Origin of the sequence: Arthrobacter sp. efr-133-R2A-63, assembly GCF_030209795.1 — a bacterium.
Lineage (GTDB): Bacteria > Actinomycetota > Actinomycetes > Actinomycetales > Micrococcaceae > Arthrobacter > Arthrobacter bambusae_A.
The window spans coordinates 1-13307 of the sequence record NZ_JARVRG010000014.1; the positions used below are offsets into that span (position 1 = coordinate 1).

At 62.7% G+C, this 13307-nt stretch carries 15 protein-coding genes; 11 read left to right on the plus strand and 4 right to left on the minus strand.

Annotated elements, in window-relative coordinates; all coding sequences use genetic code 11:
* Nucleotides 1-7: 7 nt before the first annotated feature.
* A complete protein-coding gene (locus QRN45_RS07270) occupies nt 8-331 on the minus strand; it encodes a hypothetical protein (RefSeq protein WP_264637479.1) in 324 nt (107 codons plus the stop codon).
* 159 nt (nt 332-490) lie between these two features.
* Here QRN45_RS07270 and QRN45_RS07275 point away from each other — a divergent pair, with 159 nt between their 5' ends.
* Nucleotides 491-829 carry a TfoX/Sxy family protein gene (locus QRN45_RS07275; protein ID WP_241710740.1) on the plus strand — a complete coding sequence of 113 codons (339 nt, stop codon included), beginning with the start codon at nt 491-493 and terminating at the stop codon, nt 827-829.
* Between the two features lie 9 nt (nt 830-838).
* On the plus strand, nt 839-1342 hold the full coding sequence (locus QRN45_RS07280; RefSeq protein WP_241710741.1) for a mycothiol transferase: 504 nt from the start codon (nt 839-841) through the stop codon (nt 1340-1342).
* Nucleotides 1343-1351: 9 nt separating this feature from the next.
* Here the strand turns inward: QRN45_RS07280 and QRN45_RS07285 are convergent, their stop codons facing one another.
* Nucleotides 1352-2761 (minus strand): MFS transporter, encoded by a 1410-nt coding sequence (locus tag QRN45_RS07285; protein WP_078106117.1) that lies wholly within the window; start codon nt 2759-2761, stop codon nt 1352-1354.
* 115 nt (nt 2762-2876) lie between these two features.
* Here QRN45_RS07285 and QRN45_RS07290 point away from each other — a divergent pair, with 115 nt between their 5' ends.
* Complete coding sequence (locus QRN45_RS07290; RefSeq protein WP_241710742.1) at nt 2877-3425, plus strand: TetR/AcrR family transcriptional regulator; 549 nt, start codon at nt 2877-2879, stop codon at nt 3423-3425.
* Nucleotides 3426-3643: 218 nt separating this feature from the next.
* Nucleotides 3644-4564, plus strand: a complete 921-nt coding sequence (locus QRN45_RS07295; RefSeq protein ID WP_241710743.1) for a glycoside hydrolase family 25 domain-containing protein — start codon at nt 3644-3646, stop codon at nt 4562-4564.
* Nucleotides 4565-4574: 10 nt separating this feature from the next.
* Here the strand turns inward: QRN45_RS07295 and QRN45_RS07300 are convergent, their stop codons facing one another.
* Nucleotides 4575-5153: a VanZ family protein gene (locus QRN45_RS07300; protein ID WP_241710744.1), complete on the minus strand. Its 579-nt coding sequence runs from the start codon at nt 5151-5153 to the stop codon at nt 4575-4577.
* A gap of 131 nt (nt 5154-5284) precedes the next feature.
* Here QRN45_RS07300 and QRN45_RS07305 point away from each other — a divergent pair, with 131 nt between their 5' ends.
* From QRN45_RS07305 to QRN45_RS07330, 6 genes are all read left to right on the plus strand, one after another.
* Nucleotides 5285-6652 (plus strand): MFS transporter, encoded by a 1368-nt coding sequence (locus tag QRN45_RS07305; protein WP_241710745.1) that lies wholly within the window; start codon nt 5285-5287, stop codon nt 6650-6652.
* Between the two features lie 245 nt (nt 6653-6897).
* Nucleotides 6898-8193: a glycosyltransferase 87 family protein gene (locus QRN45_RS07310; RefSeq protein WP_264637481.1), complete on the plus strand. Its 1296-nt coding sequence runs from the start codon at nt 6898-6900 to the stop codon at nt 8191-8193.
* A gap of 274 nt (nt 8194-8467) precedes the next feature.
* The gene (locus QRN45_RS07315) at nt 8468-8800 is read left to right on the plus strand and encodes a hypothetical protein (RefSeq protein WP_284762830.1); all 333 of its coding nucleotides are present in this window, start codon (nt 8468-8470) and stop codon (nt 8798-8800) included.
* A gap of 345 nt (nt 8801-9145) precedes the next feature.
* Nucleotides 9146-9925, plus strand: coding sequence for a DUF2182 domain-containing protein (locus QRN45_RS07320; RefSeq protein ID WP_264637483.1), 780 nt, complete (start codon nt 9146-9148; stop codon nt 9923-9925).
* Between the two features lie 45 nt (nt 9926-9970).
* Nucleotides 9971-10450 carry an ester cyclase gene (locus QRN45_RS07325; protein ID WP_264637484.1) on the plus strand — a complete coding sequence of 160 codons (480 nt, stop codon included), beginning with the start codon at nt 9971-9973 and terminating at the stop codon, nt 10448-10450.
* Nucleotides 10447-10629, plus strand: a complete 183-nt coding sequence (locus QRN45_RS07330) for a hypothetical protein (protein ID WP_264637485.1) — start codon at nt 10447-10449, stop codon at nt 10627-10629. Before QRN45_RS07325 ends, QRN45_RS07330 begins: the two co-directional genes overlap by 4 nt.
* A 16-nt stretch (nt 10630-10645) precedes the next feature.
* On the opposite strand, the gene QRN45_RS07335 is transcribed toward QRN45_RS07330, so the two are convergent.
* Entirely contained in the window at nt 10646-11980 is a 1335-nt protein-coding gene (locus tag QRN45_RS07335) for a DUF2254 domain-containing protein (RefSeq protein WP_264637486.1), read from the minus strand.
* 437 nt (nt 11981-12417) lie between these two features.
* On the opposite strand from QRN45_RS07335, the gene QRN45_RS07340 reads away from it, so the two are divergent.
* Complete coding sequence (locus QRN45_RS07340) at nt 12418-12921, plus strand: hypothetical protein (RefSeq protein WP_139359562.1); 504 nt, start codon at nt 12418-12420, stop codon at nt 12919-12921.
* Nucleotides 12922-13307: the final 386 nt, after the last annotated feature.

Below are 13307 nucleotides of genomic sequence, written 5' to 3' on the forward strand. Positions count from 1 at the left end.
CCAAGTACTAGCTGTTGAGGTCCCAATGAACCCGGATCGCCTCCGCGACCGGCCCTGCCGTGACATCGACTTGGAACGAAACGGGCGCGGTCCCTGTCGCTTCAATGATGGTGTCGTGATAGACGCGGCCGCATGCCGGACACAGGGTGTAGAGGTCCTCGTCGTCGGGCCACGCGGCAAGTCCGGCGGGTACCGGCGAGTCATTTCCGGCGTAAACAGGAACGCCCTGTGAGTTGGCCTGAATCAATCCCTCTTTGCTGACGGTGTTTCCGCAGAGACAAGTGATCGTGGTGACATCATGACCGATGACATCGGCGAATTCAGTGTCCATGTGAGCTCCCCGCAGTCGGAAGAGGTTCTGCTTGTAGTTTATGCCTGCAGATCCGCCGATGCAGATCCACCGATGCTTGATCCGCCGAATGCCTGATCCCGAACAACCGGCGGATCGGAACTGGTTGTTCCACGAGGTCTTGGGCGGGAAGATGTTCCCATGCTGCCTGAGGAGCGATTCAACGTGCTGGTTGATGAATTCAGGGCCAGTCCGGACGTCGGCGTGCCGGGAGAACCGGGGCAACGCGGATTCGGTTCGAATGCTCTCAAGGTCCACGGCTCGATTTTTGCGATGCTCTCCGGAGGCAGGCTCGTTGTGAAGCTGCCGCACCAGCGGGTCGAGACGTTGATCGGAACCGGAGCTGGCGCACCGTTTGACGCCGGAAAGGGCCGTGCGATGAGGGAATGGCTCACCGTCACTTCCGACGATGAGGAGTCCTGGCTGGCCCTGGCACGCGAGGCCTTGGACTTCGTGGGATCCCGGCGAAGAACACAGTGAAAGGACGCGATGAAATCCAACGAACTGCTGCTGGATGCTTTTGCCCGGATCCGTGACATAGTGGCCGCCACGCTTGAAGGGGTCGACGGCGAGTCCCTGGCCCGGCGGCCCGGCGGCACCGGGAACTCTATAGCCTGGTTGATTTGGCACCTCAGCCGGGTGGAGGACGTCCAAGTCGCGTCGGCCGCCGGCGTCGAACAGGCGTGGACCTCGCAGGAGTTTGCCGCCCGCTTCAAGCTGCCACTGCCCGAACGCGACACCGGCTACGGCCACTCGAGCGATAAAGTCGACGCAGTTCAGGCGCCGCCGGCGCTGTTGCTCGAATACTACGACGCCGTCCATCGGCAGACGGTGGCGTTCGTGAAAACCCTTGGCGATGAGGACCTTGATCGCGTCGTCGACACCCGTTGGGACCCGCCTGTCACTCTCGGCGTGCGGTTGGTCAGCACGATTGCCGATTGCCTTCAGCACGCGGGACAGGCCGCCTATGCCAGGGGCTTAGGCGGCCTGTGAGAGCACTCCTCATGCGGCGTTCCGGGGTTTGAAGACCAACCCCAGGACGGCTGCCAGCGCGAGTGCGGAAAGGACGGTTGCCGACCAGAACCCGGCCCGCCCGCCGGTCAGGAAATCGCCGGGGACAGCGAATGCCGCGTAGATCGAAGCGACGATGGCCAGCCCGACGGCGCCGCCCAACTGCTGCATTGTCTGGAAGAGTCCCGATGCGGAACCTGCGTGCTCGGGTTCGACGTTTCGCAGCGCGAGCGTCGTGAGCGGCATGAACGTCATGCCGGCGGAGATTCCGGTGCCCAGAAGCGCGAGCAAAACAATGGCGAACGGGGTGTCAGCGTTGAGTTGCGTGAGCGGCAAGAAAGCGACGACGCGAAGGGCCGTGCCGAAGATGACCAGACTGACGGCTCCGAAGCGCTCGAGGAGCCGCGGGACGATCCGCGACATCGCGAAGATGCTCAGCGGCATCGGCAGGAACGCCAGCCCCGTCACCATCGGCGTGAGGTGCAGATCGTCTTCGAGGTACTGGACCATGAGGAAGAACATCGCCAGCATCCCGCCGTAGGTGGCCGCCATCGCTGCCAGCGCGGCCACTCGGCTGGGACTGCGCAGCAGTTGCGGTCGGAGCAGCGGGTGGGCCACCCTCCGTTCGGTGACGGCAAGAATGGCGATCAGCGCGGCCCCGACAACCAGGCCGCCGATCGTCCGCGGACTCGACCAGCCGACGTCGCCCGCTTGGATGAGGCCCCACACGATGGCGACGGCGCCGCCCGTCGCGGTGACCGCTCCGAGGATGTCGAAGCGCCCGGGGCGCCGGGGGGTTTCCGCGACGAGGCGCGGTACCGCAATGAGGACCACGACGCCGATCGGCACGTTGATGAAGAGGGTCCACCGCCAGCTGGTGGTGTCGGTGAGAAGACCGCCGAGGATGAGCCCGAGCGCGCCACCCATGGAGGCAATGGCGGAGAACAGGGCGAGCGCCCGGTTCCGCGCGCCGTCGTCCTTTGCGCTTGTGGTGATGAGTGCGAGCACGCTCGGAGCGGCGAATGCGGCGCCGAGGCCCTGAAGCGCGCGTGCGATGACGAGAAGGAGCGGCGAGGTGGCCAGGCCGCCGAGTAGTGAGAAGAGCGTGAAGGCCGCGACGCCCACCAGGAAGGTGCGACGGCGGCCGACGACGTCTCCGATCCGTCCGCCGAGCAGCAGGAGGCCGCCGAAAGCGACGGCGTAGCCGTTCAGGACCCAGCTGAGCTCGGCCCGGTCGAAGTGGAGGTCGGTGGCGATGTGGGGGAGCGCGACGTTCACGACAGTCGCGTCGAGGACAAGCATGAGTTGGGCCAGCATGACCAGCCAGAGGCCAATGCTGCCGGCGCGACGGCCGGATGTAACGATCCCGGCTGGGGCGCGTGTGGCGATTGTGGGTGTCATGGGAGGTGTCCTGTTCTAGCCGAGGGGGCTGACGTACACTAAGAGGAGAGATGCTCCGCTTAGAACTATACGGAGACACTCTCCGATTTGCAATGGTGTATCGAAAGGTGTTTCTGTGCGCGCTGACGCCCAACGCAACCGCGACCGGATCGTGGAGGTTGCACGTGCGCTCTTCCGGGTCAAAGGCTACGAAGCCGTTTCGATGGATGAAGTTGCCAAAACGGCCGAGGTGGGACCCGGTACGCTCTACCGGCACTTCCCTACCAAAGAGTCGTTGTACGACGCGGTCCTGGAAGCGTGGGCAGAGAAGGTCAACACCGCCGTCGAACGGGCCCTGACGCTCGACGCCCCTGCGCGGGAGCGGTTGCTGAATTGGCTGACCGACTATGCGTCGATGCTGACAGAGCACAAGGGTGCCGCCGCGCGGATTACTGCCGCGTTGGGCGACCCCGGTTCGCCATTCGCGGCAAAGTGCCAGACCTACCTGGGGGCCAATCAGCGCGTGATCGAGGCGTTGGACTCGGCCTTGCGCCCCGGAGTCGACGCGATGCAGATCAGCCGGCTCGTCGGTGGCGTGGCCGCGGTAGTGGACAACAGCGAACTTCCGGCCGATGCAGCAGCATCGATGCTCGCGGTAGTCGCTGACGGACTGATTGCTTCCTGACGCGGTTCAGAGGGCTGAGCCCCATTCTCCGGGTGCAATCCCGGCCACACTCGCAAATCCATTAACTAAGTCGAGTAGGGATCACTCAAGGCTGTCTGGAAGCCGGTCCGTAGGATCCGTAGTGAGCCGAAGATGGCTCACTGCCATTGCTTTTTGGAACGCAATGTGCGGCAGTACCAGCCCCGGCAGGGCCCTGAACCATGCCAAGGACGCACATCATGAAAACTGCAAAACTCATGGCCGTCGCTTGCCTCTTGTTTGCTTGGATAGCCATCCCATCCTCCGCCGCGAATGCCGCACCGATGGCGTCTCCGAACCCGGCCGCCGCGTTGGGCAACGACATTTCCTGGCCCCAATGCGGGGGCGGACTGCCTTCCGGCCAGGCGTTCGCGATCGTCGGAGTGAACGGCGGCCGGCCGGGCACCGTGAATCCCTGTTTCGCCGAACAGCTGGGCTGGGCCAGCGGTTCGGCGGGCGGGACGAGCCAAGCGGCGGCCGCTCTGTACGTCAACACCGCCAATCCCGCAGGATCTGGCGGGTGGTGGCCGGCATCCAACAGGGACGTCACCCTGACGGGTCCTAACCCGTATGGAAACTGCGACGGGACCGCTTCGGCGGCCTGTGCCTACATCTACGGTTACGGAATGGCCTCCGACGACGTCAACCGGTTCGGTGTACCCGACCCCGCCAAGCACATGTGGTGGCTGGACGTGGAGACCGGGAATGCCTGGTCCTGGGACACTGTGGCCAACGCCGCCGATCTTGAAGGCATGGCCGCCTACCTGCAAAGCATTGGCGTTGCGGTGGGCATCTACTCAACGTCGTACCAGTTCGGGGTCATCGCTGGTCAGCTTCGCCCCAACAGCAATCTGAACGGGCTTAAGAGCTGGCTTGCCGGAGCAACGTCACCCGAGTCCGCCGCCGAACTCTGCTCGGCCCCTCCGCTGACGGCCGGGGGCGTGGTTGCGCTCACCCAATTCACCACGGACTTCGACTACAACTACTCCTGCATTCCACCCGCGCCGCCGCCACCGCCAGCACCCGCGCCGGTAGTAGCCCCGCCGGCGCCCCCGGTCCCGACGCTGACTGAAGACGCCAACGGCAAGCGCAAGCCGGTTCTGTCCATACCGCAGAGCTGACGGGATGTGTTCACATGTGTAGTCGGATGATGAACAAGAAGTAGACCCAGACGGGCATCGAAAGCAGCGAAAACACGGCCATCGCGGTCCGTTCCCGGGATCGCCCGCGCAGGATCGCGGAGAGCAGCCGGAATGCGAGAATTCCGATGAGTCCTCCGACGCAGTTCAGAATCACATCGTCGATGTCCGATGCTCCAACCGCAAACACGCCCTGGATGATCTCCACGGCGACGCTGACCGAGGCGACCTTGAGCATGGTCAGCCATGCGGCCGCCCGAGGTCGGAGCCACGATGCGTAGACTCCGAGCGGGATGAAGATCAGGATGTTCCCGGCGACGTTGGCGAACGCCACTCTCGCGGTCCCGGGAGAGTGGCTGAACGCGTATTGCGCGATGCTTGCGAACGGGAGGAGATTGATCGATCTCTCCGAACCCGGTGAACGAGAGAAGAGAAGCAGCTTCAGGAGGAAGGCCGCGTAGAGGGCGAAAACGGCGAAGATGGCCAGAGTCTCCGCCTTCGCCCGTTTCGTGGTGGGTCGACTGCCCCGCACATCATCCGTGACCGTGGTGGGTTTCGGTTTTGCACGCATCCGCAGGACGATACAGAGGCAACCTGTTGTGCTCCTGTGAAACCTGGATCCGACAACCGCCCCAGAGGCGTGCCGCCGTTCGTGACGCGTCGTTTCGTGACCTGAGGCAACGATGGACCAGACTTAGGGACGTGAGCAACAAACCCCGCCCCGGCCTAGCGATCGCTGCATTGAGTCTCGGGACGGCGCTGAATCCGCTTAACTCATCGATGATCGCGGTTGCGCTCGTGGTTCTGCGCCAGGACTTTGCGCTCGACGTCGCCACGGTCACCTGGGTGATCACGTCCTTCTACCTCGCCTCCGCGGCTGGCCAGCCGCTCATGGGCCGGCTCGCGGACCGTTTCGGTCCGCGGAGGTTGTTCACCTTCGGCATGGCGGTGGTTGCCATTTCCTGCCTTCTGGCGCCGTTCTCGCCGAACTTCGCACTGGTCTGCGTGGCGCGCGCGCTCATGGCGGTGGGGACCGCGACGGCGTACCCGTGCGCCGTCGTGATGGTCTCGACGCTCAGCCGGCAGGCGAACATCAGCTCCACCCGGCCCCTGGGCCGGATCCAGATGGCGAACACCTCGGCAGCAGCGGTGGGGCCCGTCGTCGGCGGTCTCTTGGTGAGCCTTGTCGGCTGGCAGGCGCTGTTCGCGATCAACGTGCCGATCTCGCTTCTGGCCCTGATCGTGGTGCGGCGGGTGGCGCCGCCCGACGTCGGACGCGAAAGCGGCAAGCTCTCCGCCCTCCTGCGCGATTCCGACATTCCGGGCATCCTGGCGTTCATCGCCTCCCTGACGCTCGCGATGATGGCGCTGCTCAACGTCATGCCGGCTTATCGCTGGTGGTTCGTCGCCGTCGCTGTTGTCTTGGCGGGGCTGTTCGCATGGCGCGAGTTCCGGTTCAGTCCGCCGTTCCTGGACTTGCGGCTGCTCGGCCGGAACCGGCCGCTGTTGCTGTTGTACTTGGGTTTCGCGGTGTTCAGTGCGGTCTACTATTTTGCCTTCTTCGGGCTTCCGCAGTTGCTGCAGCAGGCCGGAAGGTACGACGCCGGCGTGGTCGGCCTGCTGATGCTGCCCCTTGCTGCCATGTCGGTTTTCGTGACGCCGGTGACGGTGCGGTTCATTGAGCGGTTCGGCGTACGGTCCGTGATGATCGCTGGCGTCGTGCTTTTGGCGGTGGCTTCCGGTGCGCTCGGGGTGCTGACGCTGTCCTTCTGGCCCCCGCTGGTGCTCATACTCACGGCGCTGATGGGTATTCCGTATGGCGTGGTCAGCACGGCGTCGAACCAAGGTTTGTATGTGTCCGCGCGGCCTGAGGACAGGGGAGTGGCAGCCGGGATTTTCCAGACGTGCCGATACCTCGGGGCCATCACTGCGACGGTGCTCATTGGTGTGCTGTACGGGCCCGGGGTCAACCAGGCAAACTGGGGGCTCATGGTGCTCGTGATGCTGGGCCTGAGCGCGGTGGTGTTTGTGCTGGCGCTGGCTTGGCGGAAGCCGGGGGCCGTGGGATAGGTCCCATCGCGCCGCTCCGAAACCCGCTGCGGCTCGATAGACCCCTATACCTACTCCGACCCAGCTTGACCACTCATTTTCGGTGCGATGCCCACTCAATTTCAGTGCAATGGACACCCAGTGATGATTTTCGACCGTAGCGTTGGATAGATTGTCAGGCTAGGGCTCTGGGGCGCTCTCCTCAGACTTGGAAGGCAGCCAGGCTCACATTTCAAAGCTGGGGTGTCTGCGTGAGGAGCTGGGAAGTGTTCGAAGAGAAAGTCCGGCGGGCACTTGACTACGTGGCTAAGTCCTACCGGAAACGTCCTTTCACGTTAGCCGAAATTTTGAGCGGCGTTGTTCGGATGTGGCCATTAATGACAATTGTCCCGGCGCTGGGGATCATCTTTGCCAGCCTGTATCTGCTCAATCTCGGCGTCTACCCTCCGGTGGACTTCTTGGTTTATCGGTACGCTTCGGTAGCGTCTTGGCCCGGGGGAGACATCTATTCCCGCAACATTTTTGGGGAACTTTTGCCGGCCGAGGGTCTGCCTTTCGTTTACACGCCGTTTGCAGCTGCGCTCCTATCTGTCACGAGTTTGTTTCCTTCCCAGGTGTCCTTCATGCTGTGGACCACGGGCTGCGTAGCAATTTTGGCGTTCATCATTGGTGTTTGCCTGCCGCAGTCTTTGCCCAGGCGCCGGACGATATGGCTCGCGCTTCTTTTGCTGGGCTGTTGTACCACCATCGTCGCCCAGCACTTGGTGTGGGGTCAGATCAACTTGTTCCTCGCTGGACTCTGTCTCGCGGATTTCTGTCGTCACACCAATAGAAGGTGGTCCCGGTTCGTTCCGAAAGGGGTGTTGATCGGGGTCGCTGCCGGTATCAAGCTGACCCCGGCCATCTTCATTCCTTATCTCTTGATGACAAGACAATGGCATATGGCGGTCTCCGCCACTGTCGGTTTCGTCGGGACGGTCATTATTGGCGGGATCATGTTTCCCGCCATGTCAGTCACCTATTGGTTCTCAAACGTGTGGCAGCTCAGCTCGAAGGTTGATCTCGGCACCCAGTTCGCCAGCGCGGGCAACAACTCCATACAGGGGGCGGCCGGAGCGATCGGGCATTGGGCGGTCTCGCCCTCCCAGGTCATCGTTATCGTTGTGGCCCTTCTCGGCTTGTTGGCTGCTGCGGAGATCTTCCGCGCGGGACAGACGCTGGCGGCGGTTCTGACTGTCGGAATGACTGCCAATCTTGTCTCACCTGTAAGTTGGGTGCATCACTGGGTCTATCTGATCCCGGCCCTTATCGTGCTCTGGTTCCTGGGACGGACGCGCACGCGGATCTTCGTAGCAGCTGCCGCGCTCGTTCTGCTGATCCATGGAACGGATCTGGGTGAACACATGCTGCAGAACGGCCCTATCATGCTCGCACCCCTGGGCATACTCCTTCGAGAGTCGTTGCTGCTTATTTCAATCGCAACTATAGGGACGTTCTTCGCGCTAAGGAGCCGCACCTCGCCTCTCGCGGCAGCAGTGCAACCTGTGCCCCGCGTCAGATGAAAGGTCAGTACATCCTATGGCTGGAAATAGTGCACCAAGCAGACGCCAGTTATTACTTCCTGTCCAAGACGGAAGCTTGGTCGAAGCGCGCGGTCGGCTGTTCATGGGGGCCGACGGACATGCCTATGTACGGCCGAGAATGCACCCGGATGAACCGCGTATCGGTCTGCACGAGCAAGCTCAAATGGACACAACAACAGTCAGAATCAGGGTCACGGGCCTTGAAACTCGTGAACTGGGCTCGTGGCACACAATTCGTGGCACTTTGAGGGGGATGAGCATCGAAGTTGAAGCTGCACTCGATGCCCCTGCGGAATGGCTCGACTCGTGGGAGGAAGCGGACCCAAGATACGCAGAGTCGAAGCCCGATGAGCCGTCGGAGTGGTTCCTTAGTCCCGACCGCAAGGCGCTTCTGGAAGGAATCTTTGCCAGCTTTGAAGAGCATAAGGACTTCTATCCCCATATTTCGTCCGGACTCAACGGCACTCACGAAGGTACATTCCGCGTTAGCCTGTACATGCTGGCGATCAACGAAAGTTTCGCATCGTGGGCAGGCAGCTACAGTTCCGACGACCTCCTTGTTCGATCGTTCGTGAGGGCGCTGTAGCTTTGGGGTTGCTGTGCGTTGGACAAGCACTGTCGGCGTGGTCTCTGCGATGCTGCTCCCCAGATCCGCGCGTTGACTGCCTGCGACGGAGGCGTCCAACGGCATGCCGGTTGCCCGGTCCGCCTCGAAACGGGGACGTAGTCCCGGCCACGGGGAACTGAAGTGCGTCGCCGGGAGGCTTGCGCTCCGGCAAGCAGAGCATATTGACACCCTCATGAGGCCGGAATATCGTCGGCCTTACGAGGTTCGTGGGTCTCAAAATGAGTGATTTCGGCGCTGCCTTTGGGGGAGCTCCGCTAGTCGATGGTGCTAGCGAGGAGAGTCCTCAATGTCTTGGGAAATGTCATGAGAGCCATGCGCGCCACAGCGTTCAGGATGGATCCACGCGAGGCCGGTCTTGTCGCGGTTCTGCTCGTCCTCGCGGCAGTCAGCTGGATCGTTTCTGCCGCACAAACGTCCGGGATGGACATGGGGCGTTGGACGGATCCCGGGCCGCTCGGTTTCTTCCTCACCACCTGGGTGGTGATGCTTGCGGCGATGATGTTTCCGTCCGTGGCGCCCATGGTGGTCGCTTACGCCAGGATCACCCAGCACCGCCGCGAGACCGGGCGCTATGCACCTGCGGGTTCCACGGCCATATTCGTGGCCGGCTACCTGATCTCGTGGACGATCTTCGGCCTCGCCGCCTATACGCTGTACGCGATGGTCGCGGCCCTCGTTCCGGGGTTGTTTTCCTCCGATCCGGGCGGTCGCTACCTTGCAGCCGCAGTGATTTTTGTGGCGGCCCTGTACCAGCTCACGCCGGCCAAGAACGTCTCCCTGATGAAATGCCGGACGCCGATGGACTTCATCCTGCGCCGAATCCGCTACGGGACCTTTGGTGCACTGCGCCTTGGACTCGAACACGGCGCATGGTGCGTCGCCTGCTGCTGGGCGCTCATGGTGGCGCTCTTCGCACTCGGCGTGATGAGCGTCGGCTGGATGGCTGTGGTGGGGGCGTTCATTGCCTTGGAGAAGATGCTCCCGTGGAGGCGGATCGCCAACCGATTGGTCGCCGTCGCGCTGGCCGTGATCGCCGTGGCGATCGCCGTTGCGCCCGGGATGGCGCCCGGCGTCGGGATGTAAGTACGGGGGAAAAATGGGACGGTCTCACTCATACAGGAGTCGGAAATGACTGATGACAATGGACTGATCGGGCGTTTTTACAAGGAAATCATCGAGGGTGGAAACCTGGATCTGATTGATGAGCTCGCGATGGACAACCTGGTGGACCACGAAGAGGCACTTCCCGGACAACCGCCTGGGAAGGACGGCGTTCGGTTCTTCGTCTCGGCCATCCGGACAGCGTTCCCGGACATCAAGGTCAAGACATTACAGCCGTGGCTGACGGACGGAACCTTCGAGGCGTGCCACGTTGTGATGACGGGTACCCACCGCGGTGACATGGCCGGCGTTCCAGCATCAGGCAATAGCGTCGAGTTCGGCGGGACCGACATCATCCGCGTCGAGGACGGCAAAGTTGCTGAGCACTGGGGATCAACTGACACCCTCAGCCTCATGCAGCAGATCGGCGCCGTTCCCCAGTATCGATTCCGCAATAGAGTCACCCGCCAGCGCTCCGAGAAGCGGGCGGGAGGCATTCGGAGGTGAGCCGGGAAGTCTGGTCGGCAGCTCAAGCCCTCGCTGTGGCCTTCACTCTCGTTGCCAATCTTTCCCGCGGGTTTCCCCTCGTCAGCCTCGCCGTCGCAGGCCTCCTTTACCGGGCCTGGACTAAAGCAGGACGCCCCCGCGGCATCCGCAACGTGGCCGCCGAAGCAGAAGTCGAATGACGCAGGCAGGCAAACCCTAGCTGCCGGCGCCGCTCGCGCCGTCGGCGTCGTCGAAGGCTTCCAGCAGCGCCGCGCCCTCCGCGAGGAGGGGGTCGCGATCGGCTGGCTGGGCCACGAGCCGGGTCACATCGCTCATGAGGGTCTCGACGTACTGACGCACGACGGCGTGGTGGGCCGCGTCGCCGAACCACACGAGCTCACGGCACGCGCGCAACAGGGCCCTGACGACGCGAGGCTCGTTCGCGCCGTAGCGTCGCACCTGTCCGAGGGCCAGATCCACGAGATAGGCGAAATCGCGGGCCGGTACGTAAAGTCTTACGGTGCCTTGCGCGTCCACCACGGCCTGCGGCCCGTGCTGCCGGATGGAGAGGGCCGCGAGGATCGAGCCGAGATGGTCCACCGCTTGGTTCGCAGTGTAGGGATCGTTGATCGCGGGCGACAGCGCTTTGGACGCGACGTCGGCGAGTTGCCGGATCCCGAAGGCGACGTCCTGCTCGAGGGTCCGTTCGTAACCGATCCGCACGCTCTGGGCGAGCGCACGGCGCAGTTCAGCGCCGCCGTCGAGGGCGGGAGGACGTGCGCCCTCGCCTTTGCTCTCCCACACCCAGGCGAGCGGGGAACCCGCGACGACGTGCCGGCCGATCATGGGCACCATCCGGGCAGCAAGGCCCCGGCTCGCGAGCGCCTCCACGAACGCCTCGACGTGGAACGCTTGGACATATCCCGACTGCGGTACCAGCAGGGCCGTGGCGCCGGGCGGCGGGTTTGGCATGCGGATTCCGGGATCCCCGGGAACAAAGGACCGCTCGATCACCTTGAGCGTGGCCTTCTCGACACCCTTCATGACTTGATCCACCTGGATCGAATGGGACAGATGGTGGGCGAAAAAGACGAGCATCACCATGCTCACGAACAGCAGCAGGAGTGCCCCGCTCACCGCGAGGCGAGGGTAGTCCTGGGTGCGCTGTCCGGCGGCGATGCCCACCGTGTAGAGACCAGCGGTGCTGTACGCGAACGTGGCCACGAACGCGCTGAGCGTTACCTGGTTGGGGATGTCGCGCAGGAAGTTCCGCAGCAACCGCGGGCTGAACTGCGTCGACGCGAGCTGCAGTGCCACGACGGTGAGGCCGAGCACGACGGCGATGACGGTCACCATGGTGCTCGCGATCCCGATGAGCAGGTTACGCGCGTCGTCGGAGGTCCCTTGGAAGAGGAGGACTGCGAGGGGCGACGTGGCGTCGAGCTGAACCGCGGAGAGCCCCGCACCCGCGATGATTGCGACGACGACGGCGCAGGTGGGCATCGCCCACAGGGCACTCGCTAGATACTCCCGAACGGCATCACGCCTCACAAGTGTCACTCTCGACTGAGGGTGCCCGCCAGTCAAGGGGAGGCTTGTGAATTAGTGAAACACCCCATCTTAGTTGTTCCGCGCCTCCCAGCGTGGCTGCCATGGCGGATGAATCACTACCGAGGATCCACAAAATATGCTTTATAAAAACGGTTGAGTAACCCTCGACGATCACCTAGGCTTCACGTCAAGCCCGCTAAAAACGGCGGGTCATTTCTCAACTGGGGGGAAATATGAAATTCAGATCTGCCTTAGTTGCCGCTGCCCTGGCGGCAACGGCAATGGTATTAGCGCCGCCGGCTCAAGCCGCTGACGGCCACACTTTGAGCGGCTCCGACCGCGCCTTTGTGATGGAATCGAGTGAGCGGCTAGGGATTGCTCCACCAGTCAGGGACCGCCTGATTGCCAATCTGGAGAAGGGAGTCGTGCCCGAATCCATGACAGGTGCATCTCCCGTCAGCACCAAGACCAAGAAGCAGCCGGATAAGACGGAGGTCAGGAAGGAGTTCGGGGACGGATCCGTCTCGCTGACTACCTTCCAGAACCCCACCGAGCACAGGTCAGGGGGATCCAAGGCTGAGGTAACGCCCATGTCCATCTCCAACTGTGCCGACTACACCGGTGTCGGAACGTTCGAGTTCAGGCACTGCCAGGTCCGCACTGATCAGTTCTCGTTCACTATGGCCTTCGAGTCTGACGGCCGCCTCGGCAGCAGCTGCGCGCCCAGCTTTGCCGGAGCGATCTACAACATCTACGGAGCCTGGTACAGCGGTGTCGGATCTGTGGGCGGAATCACCCAGGAAGTCCTCCAAGGAGTGCAGAACTGCTCCGGCGCAGCCCGCGCACGCGCAAGCGCTCTCGTGAACATGGGTTGGTACTCCACAACGGCGTCGTTGACCTTTTACGTCCAGAACAGCTCACGGTGGGACACTTCACCGTAATGACTAGGATAGGAACATGCGAGAACCGAACTGGATGACCGTTATTCTCCTCGTTGTCATGGCGATTGCATTCATCAGCGCCGTTGCCTGGATTACGGTGGCAGCGCTGCGCAGAAGCCGAAAGAAACTAGACAATGAGTCAAGGCACGACGCATAGTTGACCGTTCCCCGGGTCTTCTTGTCCAAGACGTGGGGGCCAACTCGGCAGAGCCCCGCAAAGAAGCCCTCCCCGGGTCAATGACCGGGAAGGGCTTCTTCGTTGTGTTGCTCAACCGGCCACCCAAGGGGTCCGCAGCTAACCTGATTGAACTTACAGGTTCAGAAACAAGCGTACTTACGGACTTCGCAAGTTCGTAGTATTCGAATATACGCATTTACAAATATAC

Excerpts from the sequence above, each read along its gene's own strand:
- QRN45_RS07270 (WP_264637479.1), bottom strand. The coding sequence starts at position 331 with ATGGACACTGAATTCGCCGATGTCATCGGTCATGATGTCACCACGATC.
- QRN45_RS07275 (WP_241710740.1), top strand. The coding sequence starts at position 491 with ATGCTGCCTGAGGAGCGATTCAACGTGCTGGTTGATGAATTCAGGGCC.
- QRN45_RS07280 (WP_241710741.1), top strand. The coding sequence starts at position 839 with ATGAAATCCAACGAACTGCTGCTGGATGCTTTTGCCCGGATCCGTGAC.
- QRN45_RS07285 (WP_078106117.1), bottom strand. The coding sequence starts at position 2,761 with ATGACACCCACAATCGCCACACGCGCCCCAGCCGGGATCGTTACATCC.
- QRN45_RS07295 (WP_241710743.1), top strand. The coding sequence starts at position 3,644 with ATGAAAACTGCAAAACTCATGGCCGTCGCTTGCCTCTTGTTTGCTTGG.
- QRN45_RS07300 (WP_241710744.1), bottom strand. The coding sequence starts at position 5,153 with ATGCGTGCAAAACCGAAACCCACCACGGTCACGGATGATGTGCGGGGC.
- QRN45_RS07315 (WP_284762830.1), top strand. The coding sequence starts at position 8,468 with ATGAGCATCGAAGTTGAAGCTGCACTCGATGCCCCTGCGGAATGGCTC.
- QRN45_RS07320 (WP_264637483.1), top strand. The coding sequence starts at position 9,146 with ATGAGAGCCATGCGCGCCACAGCGTTCAGGATGGATCCACGCGAGGCC.
- QRN45_RS07325 (WP_264637484.1), top strand. The coding sequence starts at position 9,971 with ATGACTGATGACAATGGACTGATCGGGCGTTTTTACAAGGAAATCATC.
- QRN45_RS07340 (WP_139359562.1), top strand. The coding sequence starts at position 12,418 with ATGACAGGTGCATCTCCCGTCAGCACCAAGACCAAGAAGCAGCCGGAT.